Origin of the sequence: Paenibacillus phyllosphaerae (genome assembly GCF_014192105.1) — a bacterium.
In the GTDB taxonomy this organism is placed as follows: domain Bacteria; phylum Bacillota; class Bacilli; order Paenibacillales; family Paenibacillaceae; genus Paenibacillus_Z; species Paenibacillus_Z phyllosphaerae.
In genome coordinates this window covers 115,541-140,765 of sequence record NZ_JACHXK010000011.1, presented here as the reverse complement: position 1 = coordinate 140,765, position 25,225 = coordinate 115,541, and the positions used below count along the sequence as shown (strand labels likewise).

Genomic DNA, 25,225 nt, shown 5'->3' with positions numbered 1-25,225 from the left:
GCGAGATTATTCCGACTTGTAAAGTGGGAATTAGTTTCTAGCATTCTATCATTGGAGAAAAAAGGTTGTCAATAAAGGATTTGAGCTGCCATCGCCAGGTCAGGCTCGGTGCCCGAAGGTTGGGCAGGTTGCCGCTAGATCGCGGCTAGCTCGCGCAGACGCTTGGCGGCGTCGCCTTCATAGCGGCCGCCATGATAGCAGAGGATCGTCTCGATCTCATAGGCAGCCAGTTTGCGGACGGATTGTACCGCTTCGGCATAGTCGGCGCATAGGGCCTGCGATGAAATCTGCAGCTCGCCGTCCTCCACGACGAGCGCATCGGCGGCAATCAATGTTTTGGTCGCGGGGTGGTAGAGACTGAGATGTCCGGGCGTATGGCCGGGAGTGGCGATGACGGTAAGGCCGCCGGCGTAAGGAAGGGTGTCTAGATCGTGCAGGAGGCCGGTTACTTGTGCCTTCGGCGGGTTCTCGATGAGGCGCTTCAGCGGCGCGCTGAGGGCAGGCGGCCAGCTGTCCAGCTGCGCCATGGCCTCGCCGCTGAATTTGAGCAGACGCTGCTCGCCTTGGATGAAGGGCTTCTCCAGCTCGTGGGCCAGCACCTCTACCGGATGGGATACGGCTTGCAGCAGTTCAGGAAGCCCGCCAATATGGTCAATGTCTTGGTGGGTAACGATGATAGTTGTCAGATTAGTGAGGGCGGCATTCGCTCCCTGAAGCGCTGAAGTCAGCAGCGGCAGCTGGCCGGGATAACCGGCATCGATCAGCACGGCGCCATGCTGATCCTGCAATAGAACCGGATGAATGGTGCGTTCCTCGCCGAGCAGGTGGGCCGTAAGCGTCAGCATCGTTAGACGGTGGGTAGCTTGCATGGTAGAATCGCCTCCATGAGTGATGGGGTGGAAAACTCAGCTCTAGGATAGCGCGGTTGAGGCTTGTTTGTAAACAAAAATATTTATTATATCACATAATCATTAATTTGTCAATACATAAGTTTGTGAGTGCCAAATTGGTGGTGGGATTAGATGGAAGAACAGGGGGTCTCAAACAGTATAATGGTAGAATGGGACAGGTAGTCTAGCAGGCTCAAGAAGGGATCTAGACAGGTGGGGGAACGAGATTCTACGATGGTTCACTTTAGGAGAATTACCGGAAGTGTTGCACGTAAGAAAAGCTCCGCGGTACCTAAGAAACAAAACGAGTTGGGGGAAAATAAAATGAATCAACGTGAGCGCATAGTAGAACTTATTACCGACAGCGGCTTGGATCGGGTGAAGCAGAGCCTTATCGAGCTGTTGGCCGATTCCGTTCGCCTGAACTCGGAGCCATGCCCGGATGATGAAATCGGGATCGGCAGCTCCAAGCTGGGCGGCTGTCCGGACTTGCCGGTCGGCGTGGAGTGGCCGACGTACGGGGGCAGGCCGCTGAATTTGATTGCGCAGCTCAACTTGGCGGACGTGCAGCCATATGAACCGGCCCAAAGGCTGCCTAGGGAGGGCTTTCTGTCGTTCTTCTACGATGCATTGGAGCAGCCATGGGGGTTCGATCCGCAGGATAAAGGCCGATTCAAGGTCATCTATTCAGAACCCGGCCTTCAGTTGCAGCGGCTTCCGGAGCCGGAGGAACTGTCTGAGCAAGGCAATTTCGGTGCCATGCGGCTATCCTCCCAGCTAGATACGACTTTCCCTTCAATCGATACGATTGAGGTCGTACAGCTGGATCTGAATGTGGATGAAGACGAACTCTACTGGGAGCTTACGGATCAGATTGCGGGATCCAAAGATGAGACGCTCATCCATCGCATGTTCGGTCATCCAGATACGATTCAGAATGCGATGCAGCTGGAATGCCAGCTTGTAACGAACGGGATCTACTGCGGCACTTCGGACGGGTACGATGACGCTCGCGCAGCTGAATTAGCGCCAGGCAGCAGCGACTGGAAACTGCTGCTGCAGGTCGATTCCGAAGAGGGGATCGGCACGATCTGGGGAATCGACGGCCGCCTCTATTTCTGGATTCGGGAGCAAGATTTGGCGGCGAGGAACTTCGATCACGTATGGGTTATCCAGCAGTGCACCTAATGACTCGAGCGGCAGTCGTACATGCCGCTCATTCTTTTTTATAAAGTCATATTGACTATATAGAGATACCCGGTTATACTTGGAAACAACAAGGAGGTCATGCAGATGACAACTTCAACCAAGAAATACCGAACGCCCGACGGATTGCCCGTCGATATCGCGATCTTCACGATTACGTCCCACGCCAAGCCGGGCAGTTACAAGACGCTGGCCGAACGCAAGTTAGGCGTGCTGCTAGTGAAGCGAAGCGAGCAATCCGCGGCCTATCCCGGATACTGGGCGCTGCCGGGCGGATTCTCGAAGGAGACCGAGACGCTGGCGGAGGCGGCCTACCGCGAACTGAAGGAAGAGACCAACATTGGCGAGGACGTTCGGATCGAACAGGTGAAGACGGTTTACTACCCGGGACGCGATCCGCGCGGCTGGATGCCGTCCGTGCTCTATTGCGCACTGGTGAACGAGAGTCTGCTGCTTGGTCTGACCGCCGATTCGGATGCCGATGAAGCCCAATTGTTCGACCTCGAAGACGCGCTCGCATTGCCGCTGGCCTTCGACCATAATGAGCTGCTGCGCGACTCGCTTACCCATATCCGGCATCAGATGATGACCACGACGATTGCAAGGGAGTTCCTGCCGAAGTCGTTCACGATCCGCGAACTGTATCAGATCATCCAGACGGTCGTGCCCGCGTTCGAGGAAGATATCGCGAACTTCAAGCGCAACCTGCTCACGACGAAGACGCGCAGCGGATTGATCCGCGAGGTATTCGGCGCAGACGGGAAGCCGCTGACGACCGACCGCAATTCCAACCGTCCGGCGCAGCTGTATGAATTTACGACCTATGAGCCGAAGATTTCGATTTATAACTCCGGGATCTTCTGAGCTTTTTTCTAGGTATTATAATAGTCGATGTGACAATTAATGAACGAAGTGCATAGCTTATATTAGTCGATGTGACCATTAGAAAACGGGGGTAATAACCATGATGAATCAACTGTACGGCAACATTCTGCTTCTGACCGACAGCTATAACCTTTCGCATACCCGGCTGAAAATAAATACCGACTGGGAAGTCAGCCACATCTATAACCGCAAAGCGGGCATGATCCTGTACGGCTTCCGGGAGATCGTAACCCACTTGCTCTCGCACCGGATTACGAAGGCCCATGTGGAAGAGGCGGGTAAATGCGCGAAGATGCAGGGTTTGACCTTCCCTACGGAGTTGTTCATGCGCGTCGTGGATGAGTGCGACGGCTACGTGCCGCTCGAAGTGCAGTCGCTGCCGGAGGGCAGCTGGTGCCCGGCTGGCACGCCTTTTGCCCAAATCCGCAATACCAAGGAGGGCTTCGGCGAGCTGGTGACGTGGTGGGAGGGCGTTCTGCTGCATGCGTATTTCCCGAGCGCCTGCGCGACGGAGGCGTTCCATATGCGCCGCTATCTCGAGCGGAAGCAGCAAGAGCACGGCTACGATGACGCGTTCCTGTGGCGCTTCCACAGCTTCGGCTTCCGCGGACACCGCAGCATGGAGGACGCCTATTGGGCGGGAACGGCGTGGAATCTGTCGCTGCAAGGGACCGACGACTTCCATACGACGAAGCATACGCCTTATGCGGCGATCGGCAGCATTGCCGCGCTTGCCCATAAAGTAACGCAGCAGTACGACGACGAGCTGGCTTGCTTCCGGCATGCGATCGTCTCGACGGCGCAGGCGGGGGAGCGGATCGTGGCGCTGGTCATCGATACGTATGACGCCTACCGGGTCATTAACGAGTACTTGCCGCAGCTGGGCCAATTGGCGCGTGAACACGGGGTCCGAATCGTCATGCGTCCGGACAGCGGCAACGTGCTCGAGCAAGCGATCGCGATCTACCGGGTCGCGGAGGCAGGCGGACTCCTCGATTGGGTCGGCGTCATTATCGGCGAGGGGATGAGCTTCGAGCAGGCGAAGCGATATGACGCCAAGCTCGAGGCGGAGCAGATTCCGCTCACCTTCGTGGCATACGGCATCGGCTCGGGCTACTATAGCCATATTGAGCGGGATACGCTCGGCTGGGCGATGAAGACCGCCTACAGCAACGGCAAGGACCGGATGAAATTCTCGATGGAGCCCCTCAAGCGCAGCATCCCCGGTATCGTCGATCTGGAGCGGGACGAAGCGGGCGAGCTGATCGTTCAAGCGGCTGAAGCGATGGCCGAAGGCGGCTGCTATGAGACGATTTATGCTTTTGACGGCGTAGGGGAACCGGTCTTACTGCCTGCGGGACCCGAGCAATGGATGGCGACGAGAGAACGGATGCGCGAGCAAACCACGGCTCAATCGCACATTCGTCTAGCTCCTGCCATACAACGTAAGATAGCGGATATTTCGAAGCAATACGATGTCCAAGGATAAATAGGCCGCAAGTAAGGCCGCACGACAGGGAGGGATATCGATGACGGAAAAAGCATTCCGGTTCGGCTTTCTCATCGGCCGGTTCCAGTTCGTCCACGAAGGCCATGCGCGGCTGATCGAGTCGGCGCTCGCGCTGTGCGAGCATGTGCTGGTCGTCGTCGGCTCGGCGCAGGCGAGCGGGACGAAGCGCAATCCGTTCTCCGCCAAGCTGCGCGAGAGCTGGCTCCGCCAGCGGTACGGAGACCGCATTCATACGCTGCTGCTGCCGGATTACACGAATGAGGGGGATCACAGCTTCGAATGGGGCGCCTATCTGCTGCAGGCTGTCCGGCACTATGGAGCGGCGCAGGAATGGCCCGCCCTCGATCTTATCGTCGAAGGGGAGGAATCGGGACGCGATGCCTGGTTCATGCGGGAGCTGGTGCAGGAAGTCGGCAGATTGATCGTACCGCGCCCGGAAGAGGCGGTGAGCGCGACGCGCATCCGCCGTGCGATTACAGGGCAGGAGCCTTACGACTGGCAGGCGCATGTGCACCCCGCACTTCATGAGGCGTATGCGGGGCAGCGGGATTATTTAATAAAGCTCGAGCAGGCGTAATATACTAGGTTGGACCAATCGAAAGCACCTGTCTTATCCAAACGCTAAGGCCGCATACCGATTACCCGGCGTGCGGCTTCGGGCGTTTGTGCGCATGACGGGCAGAGGCCGGGCCTGCAAGTTGCGGGATGTCCACGTACTGATGGGACCTGGACAAGTCCATTAAATTTCGGCTATCCGCCTTGTTGACATACCCACCGGGGGTATCGTATAGTGAGGATACGAGGTGAGCATGCTATGAATAACGACAACGATATCCAGACCGAAGCCCAGTGTGCCGAGGACGAACAGGCAACCTGCCATACTCATTCTGCCGGAAGCGAGCGCAAGAGCCATCATTCGGATAAGACCAAGTCCAACCTGATCTCGCGGCTGAACCGGATTGAAGGCCAGATTCGCGGGGTAAAGGGGCTTATCGAGCGGGATGCCTATTGCGACGATGTGCTGAATCAGATTGCCGCGGCGCAATCGGCGCTCAACAGCGTCGGCAAGCTGCTCCTGGAAGGGCATATGAAGAGCTGCGTCATCGAGCGGATTCAGTCCGGTGACGAAGAGGTTATTGATGAGCTGCTCATTACCGTCAAGAAACTGATGAAGTAACGAAGCGGAGGGTTATACGATGCAGCAACAAACGTTGAAGGTGGAAGGCATGTCCTGCGGACATTGCGTAGCTTCCGTCGAAGGCGCGGTCAAGAAACTGGGCGGCGCGACGGCGAAGGTCGATCTGGCGAGCAAATCGGTTTCGGTTGAATTCGATGCCCAGAAAGTGACGCTTGCGGCCATTAAGGACGCGATCGAGGAACAAGGCTACGACGTCGTGTAAGGATTGGCTTGCGACAGTCAGTCTCATGTCTTAATAACGGAGCTGTCCGAACAGACAGCTCCCTTCTTTCACTCTCATACATACCCCACTAGGGTATATAAAATAAATAAACGGATAAGGTGATACCTATGGCAACCGTACAATCTACGCCAACATTGACAGGCGATCATTCCGAGGCCAATGATCTGCAGCACATGACGCTCGATATCGCCGGCATGACCTGCGCGGCCTGCGCCAATCGCATCGAGAAAGGACTGAACCGGATGCCGGGCATGCAGCGGGCGACCGTGAATTTTGCCATGGAGACGGCTCAGGTGGAATTCGCCCCGACGCTGACGGTCGATCAGGTCGTGGGCAAGGTCGAGCAGCTCGGCTATCATGCCAAGCCGAAGGCTGAGCAGCGGGACGGAGCAGCGGATCGCAAGGCGGCGATCCGCAGGCAGCAGCTGAAGCTGGCTGTCTCGGCGCTGTTGTCGCTGCCGCTGCTGTGGGCAATGGCGGGGCATTTCACGTTCACGTCCTGGCTATGGGTGCCGGAACTATTCATGAACCCGTGGTTCCAGCTGTTGCTGGCGACGCCGGTGCAGTTCGTGATCGGCGGACATTTCTACATCGGAGCGTACAAAGCGCTTCGCAGCCGGAGCGCGAATATGGACGTTCTCGTCGCGCTCGGCACGTCGGCGGCCTACTTCTACAGCTTGTATCTGACGCTCGACGCAGCTGCGAACCCGCATCATCACGGGCAGGTCGACATGTATTACGAGACCAGCGCGGTGCTCATTACGCTCATCCTGCTCGGCAAGCTGTTCGAGGCGCTGGCGAAGGGACGCTCCTCCGAGGCGATCAAGAAGCTGATGGGGCTGCAGGCCAAGACGGCGCGCGTCATCCGGGACGGGCAGGAGCTGAACATTCCGGTCGAGCAGGTGGTCGTCGGCGATGTGTTCCTCGTACGCCCCGGCGAGAAAATACCCGTGGACGGTATCGTGATCGAAGGGACATCGGCGGTCGATGAGTCGATGCTGACAGGCGAGAGCCTGCCCGTCGATAAGAAAGCAGGCGATACGGCGATCGGGGCTACGCTGAACAAGAATGGGGCGTTAACCGTGCAGGCGGTGAAGGTCGGCCAGGCGACGGCGCTCGCCCAGATTATCCGCGTCGTCGAGGAAGCGCAGGGCTCGAAGGCGCCGATCCAGCGCATCGCCGACGCGATCTCCGGCATCTTCGTGCCGATCGTCGTTGCGATTGCGGCGGCCGTCTTCCTCATCTGGTACTTCGGCGTAGACGCCGGCAATCTGCCCGGCGCGCTCGAGAAAGCGATCGCGGTGCTCGTCATTGCCTGCCCGTGCGCGCTCGGGCTCGCCACGCCGACTTCGATTATGGCCGGTTCCGGCCGCGCTGCGGAGCTTGGCATCCTGTTCAAAGGCGGCGAGCACCTGGAGGCTGCGCATCGTCTCACGACCGTCGTGCTCGATAAGACGGGCACGGTCACCAAGGGCAAGCCGCAGCTGACGAACGTGAAGCTGCTGACGCGCTGGGAGAAGGACGCCCTAATGTCCTGGATCGGCGCGGCGGAGAGTTACTCGGAGCATCCGCTTGCGATGGCGATCGTAGAGGGCATCCGCGAGCGGGGGATTGCGCTTGCGGCGGTGGACCATTTTGAAGCGATACCGGGGTACGGCATTAAGGCGACGGTGGAGGGGCACGAGCTCTTGATCGGCACCCGCAAGTTGATGATGGCCCGGCAGATAGACGCTTCGGCGCTGCTGGCGGAGATGGCTGAGCTTGAAGAGACCGGTCGGACCGCAATGCTCGTCGCCGTGGACGGACGTCTGGCCGGGATGTTGGCGGTTGCCGATACGATCCGCGAGACGTCCAAGGAAGCGGTGGCGCGGCTGCGCGGCATGGGGATCGATGTTGTCATGATGACGGGCGATAACGAACGTACCGCCAAGGCCATCGCGCAGGAGGCGGGCATCGACCGCGTGCTTGCAGAGGTATTGCCGGAAGGCAAAGCCGCGGAAGTGAAGAAGCTGCAGCAGCAAGGTCAGATCGTGGCGATGGTCGGCGACGGGATCAATGACGCGCCTGCCTTGGCAACGGCCGATGTCGGCATGGCGATCGGCGGCGGTACGGATGTCGCGATGGAAACGGCGGACGTAACTTTGATGCGCGATGACTTAAACGGCATTGCGGATGCCATACTGCTTAGTAGGAAAACAATGGCAAATATCAAACAGAACCTGTTCTGGGCACTCGCCTACAACGTGATCGGCATTCCGATAGCCGCCAGCGGCTTCCTCGCCCCGTGGGTGGCGGGAGCGGCGATGGCGCTCAGCTCGGTGTCCGTCGTGCTGAATGCGCTGCGGCTCCAGCGGGTTCAAATCAGACGATAAGGAGCAGCGAATAAGATGCGACGAATACTGTTAACCACGCTCGCGGCCATGCTCGTACTTGGCGCCGCCTCAGGCTGCGCCAAGAAAAGCGAGAACCATGATGAGACAGCGATGACCGAAGAAAGCGGCCATGGCGCTCACGGCGGTCACGAAGACAGCCATGGCGATGAAGAGGCCGGCGTACAGACGAAGGCCGGCTGGACGTTCTCCAGCACCGCGCCTGCAGCGGGATCGAAGACCGGAATTACGATTCAAGTGACGGATGAAGCCGGCAAGCCCGTAACGAAGTTCGATATCAACCATGAGAAGGAGATGCATCTGATCGTCGTCAGCAAGGATCTGTCGACCTTCAACCACATTCATCCGGAACATAAGGGCGATGGGAAGTTCGAAGTGTCGACGGTATTCCCGTCGGCGGGCGAGTACAAGCTCATCGCCGATTACATGCCGGCGGGAGGAGGCGCCGTCTCGCAGAGCAGCTGGGTCACCATTGCGGGCGATGACGCGAAGGAAGCGGCCATTGAGCCGGATCGGACGCTCACCAAGACGGTGGACGGCGTGACGGCGACGCTCTCCTTCGGCCATCTGATGGCGGATATGGAGCTGGACTTGAAATTCCAGCTGACCGATGCGAAGACGAAGCAGCCGATTACCGATCTGGAGCCTTACTTGGGCGCGGTGGGACATGTCGTGATCCTAAGCGCGGATACGGAGCAGTATCTGCACGTCCATCCGGTGGACGAGAAGGCGCAAGGACCGGAGGCTGCCTTCAAGACGACGTTCCCGAAGAGCGGCCTGTATAAGATTTGGGGCCAGTTCCAGCGCGGTGGCCAAACGTTCGTCGTTCCGTTCACCGTGAACGTGCCGTAAGATTCTCGCACCTACCGCTATAGACGCCAAAAGCAGCAAGCCGATGGAGGCTTGCTGCTTTTGGCGTGCTGCGATAAAGGGGGATGCCCGCTCTTAGGCTTCCTGGCTTGCGCTTTGCTCTTCTTGGTTGTCCTCTTCCTGAACGCCCCGCGCGAGCAGGAGGAAGATCGTGATGAGGATGAAGGCGATCAGCGCCAGGAACGGGATCGTAATGAAGCCGAACCAGTCGAGATAATCCTGGTTGCAAGGAACGCCTTGCGTGCAAGGCAGGATGTCGGCCATGCCCGGAACCTTTTGCTCGAGATAATGATAGAGGGAGATACACCCGCCGATAATGCTGAGCGGCAGCGTGTAGCCGATAATGCCCCGGTCGTTCTTGTAGGCGGCCCGCCCTAGCAAGATGACGAGCGGGTACATGAAGATGCGCTGGAACCAGCATAGCCTGCATGGTTCGAAGTCCATCACTTCGCTGAGGAACAGGCTGCCGCCCGTGGCGACCAGCGAGACGACCCAGGCAAGATAGAGCGAGTAGGCTCGGATCATTCGGCCTCCGCGGACGCCGCCTCGGATTTCGCTTTCTCAATCGCTTTTTTCAATGCTTCGTAATCGAATACGTCCTCGAATTTCTCGCCATTGATGAACAGCGTCGGCGTCGCTTGCACATTCCCTTGGCTGGCCAGCTTGTTGTGGCTGTCCACCTCATCGGCGTAAGTTCCGTTCTCGATGTCGCTGCGCAGCTTGTCGTAATCGACGTCGATCTTCTCGTTCTGCGCCAGCGTCGTCATGTAATCGGCGGTTGCCCATGCTTCCATCTCGTTGCCCTGATTCCTGTAGATCGCGTCATAATAAGGCCAGAACGCGTCCGGGTTCTGGTGAAAAACGGACTGCGCGGCATAGGCGGCGGTGTAGGAGTCCGGTCCGATGATCGTGTCATTGACGAAATAGAGGCCAACGTCGCCGGTCGAGATATAATCCTGCTCGAGCTGCTTCACGATCGTCTGGCTGAACTGCTGACAAGCCGGGCATTTGTAATCGCCGAACTCGACGATCTTCACCGGCGCATTCGCTTCGCCCTTCAGCGGGAGCTCGCTATAGTTGAATTCCATCGTGGAGCTGGGCCGGAACACGAAGGCGAGGACGATGAGCGCGATGAAAGCGACTGCGGTGAGCGACATGAGGATGCGCATGCGCTGCTTTTTGGCGATGGCCTGTTGCTGGCGATGCTGTTTGTTGTTGGCTTTGACGCTTGCTTTCTGAACTTGCGGCATGGGGGTAACCTCCTGAGAATGGATGGATAAAGTCAGATCGGTGATGCTGGATCCCCAATCTTATAATTGCGAACACAAGTGTTACGTTGTCTCGCTAACGACGGCATATGGGCTTGAATACTACACTACAAATTGTAGTGTTAATAGGCCTGTTCGTCAATTCCCCCCTCGATCGGGGACTGTATGCGTGGGCATCTTGCAGCTTCTTCGCGCGCGGACCTGTTCATGACATCCCTCCCGAATGGTACCTGCGATGGTGATTCTCCGGAATGAACCGCGCATACGCCATCAAAGACGGCGTCAGCCGGTTCACCTTGATGCGTCTTAAGGCTATCATATCGGATACTGGAGTCCGTCACCTTAATTTATCCTTAAAATCATGCGTGCAACAGGTGATTAAATCGTGTCGATCTCTTGGCCGGACTGGCCAGTTGGGGAGCCCGCATACTATAATCGAACTCAAAACGAGTCTGAAGGGGACAAGCGAACGTGGCTGTGAATATTATCTTATTCCTTCTCGCCGGTTTAGCCGAGATCGGCGGGGGTTATTTGGTCTGGCTATGGCTGCGCGAATCGCGGCCAATCTGGTACGGCCTCGCGGGCGGCGCCGCACTGGTCATTTACGGCATTTTGCCTACACTGCAGTCTTTTCCGAACTTCGGGCGGACCTATGCGGCGTATGGCGGCGTCTTCATTGCGCTGGCTGTCATATGGGGCTGGCTCGTCGATAAGAAAACGCCGGATCAGTACGATATCATCGGCGCGATCATCTGCCTGGTCGGCGTAGCGGTGATGCTGTGGGCGCCAAGAGGAAGTTAGTCCTGCATGCTGTTGACGCGTTGAGGCGTGTTGGGCGATGGACGGCGGCATATTTCCTTTTGTCTGACCTATAGGAAATGTACTATAGTAAAACTAGCAGTCTGGAATTACGCCGGAGGTGATGACACTGTCTGAGCAATCTTGGGAGGCTGCCGTCGCAGAAGCGCTCCATATCGGGCGTGATGTCATTCGTCTGCGGGCGGCTGCGTTAACGGATGAGAATAGTAAGGGTGCTGAGGCATGGCACCCTGTCATAGAGGCTTTGCAACATACGCTCTGCACCTTCGATGAGCGCTGGAAGGAAGAGAGCAAGCGGGCGCCGGGCGTTGTCGTGCGCGATTATGCGCTTCGCGTATTGGCACGGCGCGACGCTGCTCTGCTGCTCGGCACAGAAGCGGTTGCCGATCTATTCGGCATGACCCCGGCGACCTTGGCGATTCAGCGGCTTGTGGAATTGCTGGTCGATACGGTCGATGTGCAGCGGCTGCAAGCCCGCTTGGAGAAGGCCGCCGTACGGACAGTCGTGGCGTATGGGGAGTTATTGACCGCGCTTGCGGAGCTGCCGCAGACGGAGATCCGGTTCGAATGGGAGTCGCCTAGCGGCGAACGGTCTGAGGTCGAGCTGAGAAGCGAGCAGCTTCAGGCGGGCAAGAATTACGTTCTAGGCGTAACCGAGACGACAGATGAGGTGCAGATGGAAGGCAAGCTGACCGCGATGGATGCGCAGAAACGTCTGTTTCGGATCGTGACGGAGAGCGGCACGGTATACGAGGGCAAATGGTCCAAAGCGCTCAGGAAGCGCTACGGTAAAGAGCCGCCTGTCTTCCAGCTCCCGATCAAGGCGGAGGCGACGCTTGAGATCGTCAAGGCGTATCAGCCGAGCATCCGCCAGGAGACGGTGCGTGTATCGCTGCTCGAACTCGATACCGACCTGGGACTGGATACGGAAGAGACGCTGTACACGCTGCAGGAGCTGTATCGCAGCCTCGACGCTTCGCTCGAGCAGGACAGCGGCTATATTGAGGGCAAGGGCGTGTCGCTTGCGGATTACACCGCGCTCGTCGAGCTGGTGAATGCGCTGCTCGAGAGCAATCCGGCCAAAGGCGCGCTTCGCCTGCTGGAGCCAACGGATACGGCGGCGGTGTACGATTTGCTTGCCGCGGGCAAGCCGATCAGCAAGCTGGCGCGGTTCGATGCGCGGGGGCTCGGCAGCTTCGACGGCTTTGGCGACGACGAGATGCCCGGCAGCCGCACCGCGCTGCGCGCCCGGTCGGCGGGCGACCTGGCCAAGCTGACGGCGGCGGCCTACGTCGACATCGTGCAGCTGCTTAAGCGGCTGGCCAGCATGATCGAGGCGCTCGAGCAGGGCGGCCGAGGCGCGGCTGACAAGCGCCGAGCGTAACGAGAATAGCGGTCCCGTACGGAAGCGGGGACCGCTATTTGTCGTTCGATCATGAGGCGAAGGCGTGGCCCTCTCTCTATCGATTCAGCTTCGTCACGTTGAAATTATCCTCCAGCAGCAGCCAGTTCTGCGGGAAGCTGAGCCCGAGTTTCCAGTAGCTGATGCCGCGCAAGCCTAGCTCTTTCAGCAGGTCGAACTTGGCCTGAATGGAGCGGGCGTCCTCGAACCAGACGATGTGCTCCTTCCGGTTGTCATCCCAATAACGGAAGGTCGGCGCTTGGGCCGTGTAGTCGTACTCGATCCGCGAGTTTTCGCGGCGGGCGAGGTCGATCGCCTGCTGCGGACTGAGCGCGCGCGCATAAGCACCGCCCGGGACGAAGGGCAGCGTCCAGTCGTAGCCGTACAGATTTTGGCCCATCATAATCTTGTTGGCCGGCATCTCCGTGATGGCGTACTCGAGCACGCGCCGCACCGGGCCGATCGGCGAGACCGGCATGGCGGGACCGCCGCTGTAGCCCCATTCGTAGGTCATAATGATGACGAAATCGACGATCTCGCCGTGTGCCTTATAATCGTGCGCGGTGTACCATTCGCCGGTCTGCGAAGCGCTCGTCTTCGGCGCAAGCGCCGTCGAGATGAGGTAGCCTTGCGCATGTAGCCGGGCTGCCGCTTTGCGCAGGAAACGGTTGTACGCTTCCCGGTCCTCCGGACGCAGATGCTCGATATCGAAGTGAATGTCGCGGAAACCGAGGCGCTGCGCCGTGCTGATAATGTTGTCGAGCAGCTGATTCTGCACCGTCTCATTATTGAGGATGATCTCGCCGAGCTCGGCGCTGAACTGGTCGTTCTCCAGATTGGTGACGACCATCATGAGGGTAACGCCGTTCTGATCGGCAATCGCCCGGAAATTATCCAGCTGAGGCGGCGTCAATGATCCGTCCCGGTTGATCCGGAAGCTGAAAGGCGCCAAATACGTCAGGTGGGGAGCTGCTTCCTGAACGGAGGTGACAAGGTTAGGCGCAACCGTTTCGCCGCGCGGCTCCACATAAGCGTTCACCTCGGCATTGCGCTTAGGCTGCGGCGGTATGTACAGGCGCAGGCCGACGACCAGCTGGTTCTGCTGATTCAAATTGTTGATGCGGGCAAGCGTGGCGGCGTCGGTGCCGAAGCGGGCGGCGATGGTCGTCAGCGAGTCCCCTGGCTGCACGAAATAATAACGTCCCACGATCGGAATGACGAGCGCCTGCCCGATGACCAACGAATTGGCCGGATTGATTTCGTTTGCCTCCGCGATGGTCTGCACATTCGTTCCATATGCCTGCGCAATGCCATACAGCGATTGTCCGGGCTGCACGACGTGGATCTGCATGCTTTTTCCTCCTCATGCGGCAATGGCCGCGATTTTCCGTTTCCGTAATCGACAAGTGCCCATATTAAGCTAACGTATTCGCAAGCGGTGGCCTCCATGACTGCTATCTTGCAAGGTGTGAATTCACGTTAACCGGACGAAGCTCGGCCGATGATACTTGATCTTGTGCCGGGAGCCGCGTGTGAAGGAGAGGAGGCACATTGTCCGGCGACACCAAAAAGGAAGGCCCTCGTCGGACCTTCCCTGCACATGTGCTATTCCGGATGATTCTGCGTTTCTTCGCCGACCGTGTAAGGCGCGGCAATGCCTTCGTACATGAGGTGCATCGACATGCCGGCCTTGGCGTGCACGAGATTATGGCAATGGTCCATCCACAGGCCGGGATTGTCGGCCCGGAAGGCGATCTCGTACGTTTCGCCGGGCTGGACGTCCAGCGTATCGGTCCACCATGCGCTGCCGTCAGCAGGCTCGCCGTTGCGGGAGAGGACCAGCGCATGATGGCCGTGCAGATGCATCGGGTGGTCGACCATGCCGCGGTTCACGATCGTCATTTTGACAAGATCGCCTTCGCGCACCATGTACATCGGCGTGTTCGGGAACACCTCGCCGTTCATCGTGTACAGTTGGTCGAACGTGCCGTTGTAGAAGCCGAGCATGTTGTCGAGTACCATCGTGAACGACCGGTCGAATGTGCTGTTCGCGTCGAAAGCGGTCTCCGAAGGCTCGCCGTAATGAAGCGGGTCGAACGCCTTCATGGCGGGAATGGACGGAATATCGCCGTTGCCGTCCGGGCTCAGGAAGAGACCGAGATCTTCCCGTCCGGCTACGCTCAGGTAGACAGGGCCATCGGGCATCGTGAAGGTCAGATCGTACCGTCCGCCTGTGGTCAGCACCAGCTTTTCGTTCGTCAGCATGCCGGGTGCATTGAGATCCGTCCCGTCAATTGCGGCGACCTGGAAGGAGGTGCCGACAAGCATATACGACTGGCGAACCCAATCGTCGGTATTAATGAGGCGCATCCGGACTTGCGTACCGGGAGCGACATCGAAGCGCTGCACCTGGTCATTCGCGCCGATCGCGAACGTACTTCCCCACAGATGGGTCATGACGGTAAAATCGCGCTCTTCCGCAGCGGCTGCGTCAACTGCTTCAACCGGCGCTTCAGCTGTTTCGGCCTCAGTCGCCGTTTCGGCTGCGGCCTCGCCTTCAGCTGTCCATGCAGAAGATTGCTCCGTCAGCGTCAGGGAGGCCAACGTCAGTCCGCTATTCAGACCGTCCGCCCCGGCGAGAATTTCATCGCCGGCGTCAGATCCGGACTCCGCCGCGGGTTCGTTGATCTCCGGTTCGGTTAGGCCATCGGCTTCAAGCTGTTCTTCGTCTACAGCCGCATCCGTGTCCGTGTCGGGTTCAGGTTGAACAAGGTCAGCCGGCTCGACGATGAGCGATCCGAACAGCCCCTTCGAGACGGCCTCTCTCGAATGCTGATGGGAGTGATACCAGAATGTCCCCGTCTGTTCCGCGACAAAACGGTACGTGTGCGTCTGTCCCGGCATGACCGCATCCTGCGTCGCGCCGGCTACGCCATCCTCGGCGTTCGGTACGTCAAGTCCGTGCCAGTGGATCGTCGCGCCGTCCTCAATATCCCGGTTCACGAGCGTCACTTCGACCAGCTCGCCTTGTTTGACCCGCAGTTGCGGACCGGGAATCTGCCCGTTGAACGTCCAGGCTTCGACCATTGTGCCGGAGCTGAGCGTAACGTTCTTCTTCTCTGCCGTCAGGGTAAACGTCTGATCCGGCTCGCCGTCCTGCGGGCCGGTCAAGTCGGATACCGAGATGACGCGCAGGCCTTCCGGAACTTCACTGCCGTCATGGACATGCGCAAGCTCGCTGCCCCCGCCGAAATCCGCCTCGCCTGAAGCCATATCGATTCGGCTCGGCAAGCGGCTGTTCTCGTAAGCCAAATAGACGAATAGACCCATAATCGCCGATAAGAACAGGGCGACGCCCAAGCCGCCGAACGCGCTGCGCCAAGGCCGGGAGATCAGGACCGCTTCCGGGTTCGACGCCTTATGGGAACGGCGGCCATGCCGGATCCAGAGGACGTACCAGACGAGCAGCGTGAGCGCGGCCGGGAATGCGGTGCTCAGCCAATCGATCGGAGCGGGCATGATAAGCGCGATGAAGAGTACGGCAGCGCCTCCCCAAGCGGAAGCCTGGAAGGGGACGACGATGCCGGGATGAGCGGCTTTGGCCCGTGTCTGCGCCATCAGCGGCGCTTCGGCCTCGTAACGCGACAACTCCCGGCGCAGCAGGAGCAGCCTAGGAACGGCAATGAACCAAGCGGCGATTAGCGGCAGCGCGACGAGCGGCGCCTGTACGTATACCCGATCCTGCCAATAGACGGGATCGTAATCCAGCATCAGCAGCGCGGCTCCCGTGCATGAAGCCGCTGCGGGGATCGTCAGGATGAACGTCCAGCTGATCAGTTTCCGTGCTTTCTTGCGCATCAGCGGCGCCGATGGGCTGAATAGCAGGCGCGAAGCCTTCGTCCCGGCAATCCAGCCAAACACGATTAATAGAATTGGCGGTATAAGTGTTAAACCAACAAGTAAACTATACACGAACAAACAACCTCCCCAATGTATGAAGCGAACAGACGAACAGTACGCCGCCCGCAAGACCAAGCTGCATCTAAGACCTTAGGCTCTAATCGCGGCGCAATGATGCGTGCCGGGTGCAGTCGTCGCATGTCGAACTTTATGCTCTTAAGTGTACGGTCCCAGGCGAGGGCCAGGAACGGGCCGCGGAATGGTTTGTGTCCTAGACTTGCGATGGGGGAGGGGATAGGAAGTAAGGCTTTGAAGGAATTTACAGTTGCTTTACCGCGCTAAATTTTCTACAATATATGGGTTCAAAATGCGTTATCGAAAGTGGACGATAAGAGGAGACTTTCTCTCACTCCCCAACTTCACGAATAGACGTACAAGCAACTAGAGGAGTGTGAACTTGCACGTGAATTCACAACAGCAGCAGAAGAGCGATGAAGGCGGCACGCTGCGCAGAGGGCTCAAATCCCGCCATATGGCGATGATCTCGCTCGGCGGTTCGATCGGGACAGGCCTGTTCCTGGCCAGCGGCGGCGCGATCCATTCGGCGGGCAGCGGCGGTGCGCTCGTAGCGTACTTGCTGATCGGCATCATGGTTTATTTTCTCATGACAAGCCTGGGCGAGATGGCTACCTACATGCCGGTATCCGGTACGTTCAGCACGTATGCGAACCGGTTCGTCGATCCGTCCTTCGGCTTCGCACTCGGTTGGAATTATTGGTACAACTGGGCGATCACGATTGCGGCCGAGTTGTCGGCGGCGACGATGATAATGAAATTCTGGTTCCCGGACAGCTCGTCCTTCCTGTGGTGCGCGTTATTCCTCATCCTGATGGTGGGGCTTAACCTGCTCTCGGTCAAAGGCTACGGCGAGTCCGAATATTGGTTCGCGATGATCAAAATCATTACCGTCATCGTCTTCATCGGCGTCGGTATCCTGATGTTGATCGGCATCTGGGGCGGCGAGAGCGTCGGATTCAAGAATCTGACGGAAACCCCGTTCCCGGGCGGGTTCCTGGCGACGCTCGGCGTCTTCATGGCGGCCGGCTTCTCGTTCCAGGGCACGGAGCTCGTCGGCGTTACGGCAGGCGAGAGCGAGAACCCGCGCTCGAGCATCCCGCGCGCGATCCGTTCCGTGTTCTGGCGCATTCTATTGTTCTACATTCTCGCGATTCTCGTCATCGGCTTGCTTATTCCGTATACGGACGAGCAGTTGGCGGGCGATACGGTAGCGACAAGTCCGTTCACGATCATTTTTGAAAAAGCGGGTCTCTCGATCGCAGCCTCGGTCATGAACGCGGTCATTCTGACTTCGGTGCTGTCGGCCGGCAACTCCGGCATGTACGCTTCGACGCGGATGCTCTGGGTACTGGCCAAGGAAGGCAAAGCGCCGCGGTTCCTGGCTCGCTTAAACAAGCGCGGCGTACCGATCATGGCGCTCTTGGCGACCGCGGCCGTCGGCACGTTGGCCTTCTTCTCCTCCCTGTTCGGGGACGGCGACGTCTACGTTTGGCTGCTTAACGCTTCGGGGATGTCCGGCTTCATCGTATGGCTGGGCATTGCGATCAGCCACTACCGCTTCCGCCGCGCGTATCTCGCCCAGGGCAAATCGCTTGCGGACCTGCCTTACAGGGCCAAATGGTTCCCGCTCGGCCCGATCCTGGCGATGATCCTCTGTATCATCGTCATTATCGGCCAAAGCTACGGCGCCTACGCAGACGGCGAAGTCGACTGGCCGTACCTGTTCGCTTCCTACGTGGGCATCCCGCTGTTCCTTGCGATCTGGCTCGGACATAAGTGGAAGCATCGCACCAAGCTGCTGAAGCTGTCGGAATGCGATCTGGACACGGACGTGTCGAGGTAAATTCGCGAGCGTCAGCGAAGAACGAGAGAGATAATATAGGCTGTTCCATCCGTCACTGCGGTGATGATGGGACGGTCTTTTTTCGCTCCCGCCGCAACACGAAAAACCGCTCTAGAGAAGAGCGGTGGCATGGCAGATTGAACGTGAAATTAAATATCGCAGCGGATGAAGGAGACCGCGAGAGACATCGCGCTGCGGGTGGCGGCCGTACTGCTAAGCGAATTCAGCATGACGAAGTCATGGATCGTGCCCTGTATTCGCGCCTGAGCCACGCATACGCCTGCTTGCCGCAGCTTGTTCGCATACGCTTCGCCTTCATCGCGGAGGACGTCCGCTTGGCCCGTGATGATCATCGCGGGCGGCAATCCTTCCAGCTGCTCGGTCGTCGCGCGGAGCGGTGACGCCGTAATCTGCGCTCTTTGCGCCGGATCCGTCGTGTATTGGTCCCAGAACCACTGCATGACGTCGCGGCGAAGATAGTACCCTTCAGCAAACTGTTTGTACGAAGGCGTGTCGAAGGCGGCATCCGTGACCGGGTAGAACATGAGCTGCTTGGCGATCTTCGGTCCTCCGCGCTCCTTGGACATAATGGCGACGGCCGCGGTCATATTGCCGCCTACGCTATCGCCAGCGACGATGATTTTGGTCGGATCCATGCCGTGCTTGCCGCCACTCTTCGCCACCCACTCCAAGGCAGCGTATACTTCTTCGATGGCGGTCGGATACTTGGCTTCCGGAGACAGGCTGTAGTTCACGAAGACGACGACCGCATTCGAACGGACCGCAAGTTCGCGAACCAGCCGCTCATGCGTGCCGAAGTTTCCGAGCACCCAGCCGCCTCCGTGGGTGTAGAGCACGACAGGCAGATTGGCTTTGTTCTGTTGCGGCCGAACGATCGTCAGCGATACATTCCCGGACGGTCCGCCTTTGACCTTCACATGATGAATATCCGCAGGCAGCAGGCTGACTTTCCTTGACTGCAGCTTGTCCAGCTGCTTGCGCGCTTTTTGCGGACCAAGATCGTACGTATAGGGCGGGGCCTTGGTCGCCTCGGTCACCTTCTTGGCTTCGGGCTCCAGCACTACGTCATTGACGGTGTGCGGCGTTACTTGCGGGTTGGCTGCCGCCATGCTGCTAGCGAATAACGCCGTACCTAACATTACCGTACAGCAGACGGCTGCAAGCTTCTTGCTAGTCCAATGCATAGGTCGGTTCATCCTTTGATCGCGAGATAGTGTATACCTAATTAAGGTGTGCTAGATCTTGCGAGCTATGCATCTTCGTTTGCCGCCCGAGTCATCGTCCTTGATCGGTGCCGATTCCATTTAGAGCTCCACTGGCTGCCGTAACTTATCATCGTAAAAATCGAAATACAATCCACCGTCCGTTCCCTGCACAGCATAAAAGACGTCCGCCATCGTATGTCCCTTCTTCCTTACGGCCTCTTCGATCGCATGCTGTGCAAGATGGGCTCTCTTCAATTGTTCCGGAATCAGTTTACCCTCCAGAATGAATTCAACAGGGTAGTTGGATTTAGGAGCAGGCGCTGCGGCACCGCTGGAGTGCGACAGAAAATCTTGGAGGGTAAGCGTCCGGTGCTCTTTCTTTTTGAGCACGGAGAGTTTGCCGTTGTTTTCGAGCACGGCGTACTCGACTTCGGCGATATCGAAAATATCTTTTTCACGAAGCATCTCGTTGAGCGAGCCTAGCGTATACTTGCTCTTCTTCATGTTGCCCTCTAGCAATTTCCCGCCTTCGATCAGAATGGAAGGCTTGCCGAACAGCAGCTTTTCCGAGCGGCGGCTCTTTAGCGTGAGCACCGACATGAGCCAAGAAGTAACGGTGAAAACGGCTAAGGAGATAAGCAAATGGGACGGATTGATTTTTTCGTTGAAGGCAAAGTTCGCGGAGATGGCACCTAATATAACCGCGGTCACAAAGTCATGAATGTTCATGTTAGAAAGGGTTTGTTTGCCTATTAGCCTCGTAATGATAAGCAATAGCGCGAAAGCGGATATGCTGCGGATCAAAATCTGTATATGTTCGGACATAGGTAACCTCCTGCTAACGGAACTGCAATTAGAGTGCTACCTCGATTCGAATTTATACCTTGGCATTGTGTTTATGCCCCCTGGGCAGTCACCCACAGCAGGAATCGTCTCACTTCAGCGATGAGTGGATCATCAGGTGTGGTTAAGGTGTCCGTTCGCCAGCATTGCGACCGTTCCACCAGGGAACGCCATGGCTCCGGAAGCGTGCTTAATGCCCATGCAACAGCATGCGGTTTACTGCAGATCTCTCCATTAGCCAGCGTATAGAGGACTCGGCACATCGTCTCAATCACATAAGCTTTATGGCTCAGCGGCAATTGCCATGCAGGGTCATCGACTTGGCTGCACCAGTCCGCCCAATCGCGCAATCGAAGGGAGACGGCGGCGCGGAGCCGTTCTGCGGGAATAGGGTCGATCAGCTGTTGCGGATCCGGTCCGAGGAGCGTAAGGCCATGCTCGCGAACCGTCCATCGTTCGAGTACCCAGTTCGATTGATGCCTGGTCACCTGTAGACCTTCCCCGCGGTATAACGTGGGATAGGGCTGCCCTGGCTGAAAACGCCGCAGTCCTTCCAGGTCGATATACGCGCCTTCCAACTCGTTCGCATAGGGGTTGGGAAACTTCGCGAGTCGGTTATGAAAATCCACGAGCGCCGCCAAGGCTGCATCCGTCACGGGAATTTGAGTCGCGGCCAAGAAATCAACGTCGCTTGTCGCGGGATCAAAATCGCCTAAAGCGAGCGAGCCCCGCAGATACACCCCGACGAGATTATCGTCAAGGAGCTCTTGCATGCCTTGCAGCAGAACTCGCAGCATTTCATTGACATTGGAATCCTGCCATCCCGCCGAAATCCGGAATGGAATTACAGGAGGCTGCATCCGATCACCTCTTGCCGATGAATGAACACGACGATTACGTCAGCGGATCTTCGCCGCAGCACATCGTTTGATGCTCTATTCGTTGGGCGGATCTAACAATCCTGCGCAAATATTCACTAAAAGGTTGTAAACATGGCGGCAGAGCTGCCTTCGATAGAAATCAGGGCGAAAAAATAACCCGCTGCGGAGGCGGGTTCAAGTCGAACTATATAATAAAGGGGGGTCGTTGAAACCAAGTATAAGCGGACAACCTTAACGTAATCTGAAGCGCTTATGAGGCTAACATTAAGATTTCGTTCAAGCCGATTAGACTGTTCTCATAACCGCACACTTGCCCCAGTTAGCACGCTAGATTCGCTGGATGAACTGAAGTATCGCCTCGTTGCTCGCCTTAGGCTGCTCCAAGTTAACGGCATGCCCGGCATTGTCTATAATGCGAACGGTAGCGTTACGGCATAGCGCCGCGGTGGCTTCGGCGTGGCTGGGGGGCCACATCGGACTTTGCGCGCCAGCAAGGAAGAGAATGGGGATCGTCAACGTCTCCAGAACAGGGCGCCAGTCGGAGCGAACATGATCGAGGAACAGCGGTTTGGTGGTCACGAAGTCGAATTTGGGCAGCTTTCGGCTCAGCAGCAGCACGCGAATGACGACGCCTAGCGGCACTCTTTTATAAAAAGGAGAAGGGAGCTCGCGGTCCAGGTAATGCTCGAAGTCCATCTCCTCCGAGTCATACATCCCGTGCTTCCAATGCGCGTCATGATGATTTTCGGCGTCTGATCGACGTCGATGACGGCGCTGACGTTCGCTTCCCCGTACTGATTCAGATACGAAAAAACAGTGGATGCCCCCATAGACTGCCCCACTAGAATCGGCTTCACAAGCCGCAGATGCCCAATGAGCTAATGCAAGTCTTCGCCATGCCGCTGCATGCTCTGCCCATAGGCGGGATTATCGGAATAGCCGTGGCTGCGCCGGTCGAACACGATCGCCTGGAATCCGGCTTGAACGCAGGCTTTCACCTGAGAGAACCAGAGCTCTCCAGCCGCGCTGTAACCGGATACGAACACAATCGGCCGGCCTGTCCCTTGCACCGCGTAAGCCAGTTTGACCTGGTCGTCTGTCGTGAAGAACTGAAAATCCATCGCTGCCCCCTTGGTTATGTCTTTCGCTGTCTGTTAAATTAGGGTTCCCGGAGGCTCTTGTCTTAGCCATGAGCCCGACACTATAATAAACCACATTAACGAATGAAGCGCTGTCAGGCGAAAGGGGATCAACATGCGAGCTTGGCTTCAGAACTACAATACCTTGCGCAACCAGATCTTGGCGGTGTGCCTGCTCGTAATGGCGCTTGTCCTGTGCTTCGTGGGGCTCGTGACATACAACCGCGTATCGGTGCTCATCACGAACAACGCGGAGCGCCAGCTGCAGCAGACGGCGATCGAAGCGGTCGGTCGTTTGGAAACGCTTTATCGGCAGGTGGACATGCTATCCAGCCAAGTGATGACGACAACGGAGGTGCAGCAGCTGCTCATGCAGGAGGCGAAAGGGCAGCCATCGAGCCTCAAGCAGCGGCAGTCGCTGATGCAGAGCGTAAGCACGTTCCAGGTGTACTCGGACGGCATTCACGCTTTTGACCTGTACACGAAAGACTACCGCAGCTTATTCCCGCTCGATGAGACGACGCTGCTCACCCGGGTCGGGCCGGATCCTGTGCGGCTGGCCGATGAGGCGAAGGGACGGCTCGTGTGGATCGGCGATGACCCGCGGGATCCGTCTTACTTCTTGGCCGTCCGACAAGTCCGGCTGATGGATCGCTGGTTCGATCACGGCGGTTATTTGCTCATGCGGATCAATCGCGGATATTTCGACTTGGGCGGGGACGATACCGATGGCCGCCGCGAATACATGATGCTCTATGATCAGAAAGGTGGGCTAATCTCGTCCAACTATAGCGCGGCATCCGTAAAGTTGCAGGCAGACGCGCAGCAGAAGCTGACCATCGGCGGAGAATCGTACATCCAGGTACGGCAAACCTCCGGGCTGACGGACTGGCAGCTCGTCATTCTCTCGCCGGTCAGCAGCCTGACGGAAGGCATTAATGTCCTCCGCACAGCGATTGTCGTTTCGGGGGTAGTCGGCTTCCTCATCTGTCTCATCTGCTCGTTCTTCTTGTCGGCGATGATTACGAGGCCGATTCTGCGTCTGATCAAGACGATGCGCGGGGCGCGCCTTGGCGAACTGCGTCCCACGCCGGAGATGCAGTCGACGGTGGAGCTGAACGAGTTGACGAAGACGTACAACCAGCTGGTCGGCCATATGAACGATCTCATTCAGGTCATCTATGAAAAAGAGCTCGTCCGCAGCCGCACGGAACTCAAAGCGCTGCAAGCGCAGATCAATCCGCACTTCCTCTACAACACGCTCGAGGCGCTCTATTGGGCCTTGCAGGAGAAGGACGAAGAGGAACTCGCCGATCTCGTCGTGGCGATGTCCGAGCTGTTCCGCTACACGATCGGCAGCGAGAGCCAGAGCGAGTGGGTGACGGTGAAGGACGAGCTGGAACATATCGAACGCTATATGCAAATGATGAAGCTGCGTTTCGGCGATCAGCTGGCTTGGCACATCGATGCTCCTTCCGAATGTCTTGCCGTCCGCATCCCGAAGCTGCTCATTCAGCCGCTCGTGGAGAACGCGATTCTGCACGGCGTCGGCAACAAGAAGGGGCACGGCGCGGTATCGCTCGTGATTCAGCGGATCGGTGACGGCGACCGCTGGCTCGTCCAGGTGAAGGACGACGGCCCCGGCATGGAGCAGCAGATGGTGCATGACCTCATGCGCTCGCTCGCCACGGGCGGACTGACGACAGGCAAGGGAAGCGGCCTTGCGCTGGCGAACGTGAACAAACGGCTGCAGTTATATTACAAAGACGAAGCGCTGGAAGGGCTGCAGATTACGAGCGCGCTCGGCGAAGGCACCATCGCTCAATTCGAGATACCGGGAGGTACGTGATGAAGACCAGCACAACGATTCTGATTGTCGACGATGAACCGCGAACGAGGCAGGGGCTGAAGAAGACGCTTGAAACCTGGGCGGACAGCAGCTGCGAGATTATGACGGCCGAGAACGGTGACGAGGCATTGGAACTTGCCGCGAGCCGGCCGATCCATCTGCTGCTCACGGATATCCGGATGCCGGAGATGAACGGGCTCGAGCTGATTCAGGCGATTAAGAAGCAAGGCAGCGAACCGGTCGTCATTCTGCTATCGGGCTATTCCGAGTTCGAATATGCGCAGGAAGGGATCCGGCTTGGCGTCGTCAATTATTTGCTCAAGCCGGTGACGAAGACGAAGCTGCTCGAGGCGGTCGAAGAGGCGCTGCGCGTGAGCGAAGGGCGCAGGCGGATGGGCGCGATGGAGAAAATCGTGGACAAGCAGCTGATCGAGATGAAGGAAGAGGATCGTCTCGTTCCCCAGCCGGTGCAAGAGGCGATCCGGTTCATCGAGGCGAACGTGAAGGCCCCCTTGTCGCTGCGCGAGGTGGCCGAGCATGTCCATCTCAATGCCAGCTACTTCAGCTCGCTGTTCAAGGAGAAGACGGGCATGACCTTCAGCGAGTTCGTGGCGCGCAGCAAGATGCAGGCGGCCAAGAAACTGCTCTACTCGACGGGGCTGCCGATCGCTGATGTTGCCGAAGAGGTCGGCTACCAGACGGCCAAATATTTTATTACCCTGTTCAAAGAATACGAGGGCATAACCCCCAGCCAATATCGTAAGAACCTGTCGGAAGGGGACAATATATAGGTCCTCCACCTAAA

23 protein-coding genes are annotated in these 25,225 nt (G+C 57.8%); 13 read left to right on the top strand and 10 right to left on the bottom strand.

Annotated features, from left to right (window positions below; translation table 11 throughout):
* Positions 1 to 134: 134 nt before the first annotated feature.
* Complete coding sequence (locus FHS18_RS21430; RefSeq protein ID WP_246427816.1) at positions 135 to 869, bottom strand: MBL fold metallo-hydrolase; 735 nt, start codon at positions 867 to 869, stop codon at positions 135 to 137.
* A gap of 345 nt (positions 870 to 1,214) precedes the next feature.
* Between FHS18_RS21430 and FHS18_RS21425 the strand changes: the two genes are divergently transcribed.
* The 8 genes from FHS18_RS21425 to FHS18_RS21390 all read left to right on the top strand — a co-directional run bounded on the left by FHS18_RS21425 (position 1,215) and on the right by FHS18_RS21390 (position 9,154).
* The gene (locus FHS18_RS21425; protein ID WP_183602413.1) at positions 1,215 to 2,078 is read left to right on the top strand and encodes a YwqG family protein; all 864 of its coding nucleotides are present in this window, start codon (positions 1,215 to 1,217) and stop codon (positions 2,076 to 2,078) included.
* Between the two features lie 105 nt (positions 2,079 to 2,183).
* Positions 2,184 to 2,960 (top strand): NUDIX domain-containing protein, encoded by a 777-nt coding sequence (locus FHS18_RS21420; protein WP_409348562.1) that lies wholly within the window; start codon positions 2,184 to 2,186, stop codon positions 2,958 to 2,960.
* Between the two features lie 100 nt (positions 2,961 to 3,060).
* Entirely contained in the window at positions 3,061 to 4,470 is a 1,410-nt protein-coding gene (locus tag FHS18_RS21415) for a nicotinamide phosphoribosyltransferase domain-containing protein (protein WP_183602411.1), read from the top strand.
* Between the two features lie 40 nt (positions 4,471 to 4,510).
* Positions 4,511 to 5,068 (top strand): adenylyltransferase/cytidyltransferase family protein, encoded by a 558-nt coding sequence (locus FHS18_RS21410; protein ID WP_183602409.1) that lies wholly within the window; start codon positions 4,511 to 4,513, stop codon positions 5,066 to 5,068.
* A 237-nt stretch (positions 5,069 to 5,305) separates the two neighbouring features.
* Positions 5,306 to 5,668: a metal-sensitive transcriptional regulator gene (locus FHS18_RS21405; RefSeq protein WP_183602407.1), complete on the top strand. Its 363-nt coding sequence runs from the start codon at positions 5,306 to 5,308 to the stop codon at positions 5,666 to 5,668.
* A 19-nt stretch (positions 5,669 to 5,687) separates the two neighbouring features.
* The gene (copZ, locus tag FHS18_RS21400; RefSeq protein WP_183602406.1) at positions 5,688 to 5,891 is read left to right on the top strand and encodes a copper chaperone CopZ; all 204 of its coding nucleotides are present in this window, start codon (positions 5,688 to 5,690) and stop codon (positions 5,889 to 5,891) included.
* A 194-nt stretch (positions 5,892 to 6,085) separates the two neighbouring features.
* On the top strand, positions 6,086 to 8,284 hold the full coding sequence (locus FHS18_RS21395) for a heavy metal translocating P-type ATPase (RefSeq protein ID WP_246427823.1): 2,199 nt from the start codon (positions 6,086 to 6,088) through the stop codon (positions 8,282 to 8,284).
* Between the two features lie 15 nt (positions 8,285 to 8,299).
* Positions 8,300 to 9,154: a hypothetical protein gene (locus tag FHS18_RS21390; protein ID WP_183602403.1), complete on the top strand. Its 855-nt coding sequence runs from the start codon at positions 8,300 to 8,302 to the stop codon at positions 9,152 to 9,154.
* A 93-nt stretch (positions 9,155 to 9,247) separates the two neighbouring features.
* Here the strand turns inward: FHS18_RS21390 and FHS18_RS21385 are convergent, their stop codons facing one another.
* Both FHS18_RS21385 and FHS18_RS21380 read right to left on the bottom strand, forming a co-directional pair.
* Positions 9,248 to 9,697, bottom strand: a complete 450-nt coding sequence (locus tag FHS18_RS21385) for a disulfide oxidoreductase (RefSeq protein ID WP_183602402.1) — start codon at positions 9,695 to 9,697, stop codon at positions 9,248 to 9,250.
* Positions 9,694 to 10,422: a DsbA family protein gene (locus FHS18_RS21380; RefSeq protein WP_183602400.1), complete on the bottom strand. Its 729-nt coding sequence runs from the start codon at positions 10,420 to 10,422 to the stop codon at positions 9,694 to 9,696. The genes FHS18_RS21385 and FHS18_RS21380 overlap by 4 nt, the downstream gene beginning before the upstream one ends.
* 489 nt (positions 10,423 to 10,911) lie before the next feature.
* Between FHS18_RS21380 and FHS18_RS21375 the strand changes: the two genes are divergently transcribed.
* Both FHS18_RS21375 and FHS18_RS21370 read left to right on the top strand, forming a co-directional pair.
* On the top strand, positions 10,912 to 11,241 hold the full coding sequence (locus FHS18_RS21375) for a YnfA family protein (RefSeq protein ID WP_183602399.1): 330 nt from the start codon (positions 10,912 to 10,914) through the stop codon (positions 11,239 to 11,241).
* 118 nt (positions 11,242 to 11,359) lie between these two features.
* On the top strand, positions 11,360 to 12,643 hold the full coding sequence (locus FHS18_RS21370) for a hypothetical protein (protein WP_221401414.1): 1,284 nt from the start codon (positions 11,360 to 11,362) through the stop codon (positions 12,641 to 12,643).
* 76 nt (positions 12,644 to 12,719) lie between these two features.
* Here FHS18_RS21370 and FHS18_RS21365 read toward each other — a convergent pair whose 3' ends face one another.
* Together FHS18_RS21365 and FHS18_RS34555 are read right to left on the bottom strand one after the other, a co-directional pair.
* The gene (locus FHS18_RS21365; RefSeq protein WP_183602396.1) at positions 12,720 to 14,012 is read right to left on the bottom strand and encodes a glycoside hydrolase family 18 protein; all 1,293 of its coding nucleotides are present in this window, start codon (positions 14,010 to 14,012) and stop codon (positions 12,720 to 12,722) included.
* A gap of 254 nt (positions 14,013 to 14,266) precedes the next feature.
* Entirely contained in the window at positions 14,267 to 16,633 is a 2,367-nt protein-coding gene (locus FHS18_RS34555) for a multicopper oxidase domain-containing protein (protein ID WP_183602394.1), read from the bottom strand.
* 460 nt (positions 16,634 to 17,093) lie between these two features.
* Between FHS18_RS34555 and FHS18_RS21355 the strand changes: the two genes are divergently transcribed.
* Positions 17,094 to 18,482, top strand: coding sequence for an amino acid permease (locus FHS18_RS21355; RefSeq protein ID WP_183602478.1), 1,389 nt, complete (start codon positions 17,094 to 17,096; stop codon positions 18,480 to 18,482).
* A 149-nt stretch (positions 18,483 to 18,631) separates the two neighbouring features.
* Here the strand turns inward: FHS18_RS21355 and FHS18_RS21350 are convergent, their stop codons facing one another.
* The 5 genes from FHS18_RS21350 to FHS18_RS21330 all read right to left on the bottom strand — a co-directional run bounded on the left by FHS18_RS21350 (position 18,632) and on the right by FHS18_RS21330 (position 22,553).
* On the bottom strand, positions 18,632 to 19,612 hold the full coding sequence (locus FHS18_RS21350) for an alpha/beta hydrolase (RefSeq protein ID WP_183602477.1): 981 nt from the start codon (positions 19,610 to 19,612) through the stop codon (positions 18,632 to 18,634).
* Between the two features lie 195 nt (positions 19,613 to 19,807).
* Positions 19,808 to 20,533 carry a DUF421 domain-containing protein gene (locus FHS18_RS21345; RefSeq protein WP_183602393.1) on the bottom strand — a complete coding sequence of 242 codons (726 nt, stop codon included), beginning with the start codon at positions 20,531 to 20,533 and terminating at the stop codon, positions 19,808 to 19,810.
* Positions 20,534 to 20,604: 71 nt separating this feature from the next.
* The gene (locus tag FHS18_RS21340; RefSeq protein ID WP_183602391.1) at positions 20,605 to 21,411 is read right to left on the bottom strand and encodes an aminoglycoside adenylyltransferase domain-containing protein; all 807 of its coding nucleotides are present in this window, start codon (positions 21,409 to 21,411) and stop codon (positions 20,605 to 20,607) included.
* A 348-nt stretch (positions 21,412 to 21,759) separates the two neighbouring features.
* Positions 21,760 to 22,146, bottom strand: coding sequence for an alpha/beta fold hydrolase (locus FHS18_RS21335; RefSeq protein WP_183602389.1), 387 nt, complete (start codon positions 22,144 to 22,146; stop codon positions 21,760 to 21,762).
* A 164-nt stretch (positions 22,147 to 22,310) separates the two neighbouring features.
* Positions 22,311 to 22,553 carry an alpha/beta fold hydrolase gene (locus tag FHS18_RS21330; protein WP_183602387.1) on the bottom strand — a complete coding sequence of 81 codons (243 nt, stop codon included), beginning with the start codon at positions 22,551 to 22,553 and terminating at the stop codon, positions 22,311 to 22,313.
* Between the two features lie 133 nt (positions 22,554 to 22,686).
* Between FHS18_RS21330 and FHS18_RS21325 the strand changes: the two genes are divergently transcribed.
* The gene (locus FHS18_RS21325) at positions 22,687 to 24,420 is read left to right on the top strand and encodes a cache domain-containing sensor histidine kinase (RefSeq protein WP_183602385.1); all 1,734 of its coding nucleotides are present in this window, start codon (positions 22,687 to 22,689) and stop codon (positions 24,418 to 24,420) included.
* A complete protein-coding gene (locus FHS18_RS21320; RefSeq protein ID WP_183602383.1) occupies positions 24,420 to 25,211 on the top strand; it encodes a response regulator transcription factor in 792 nt (263 codons plus the stop codon). The genes FHS18_RS21325 and FHS18_RS21320 overlap by 1 nt, the downstream gene beginning before the upstream one ends.
* Positions 25,212 to 25,225 lie beyond the last annotated feature (14 nt).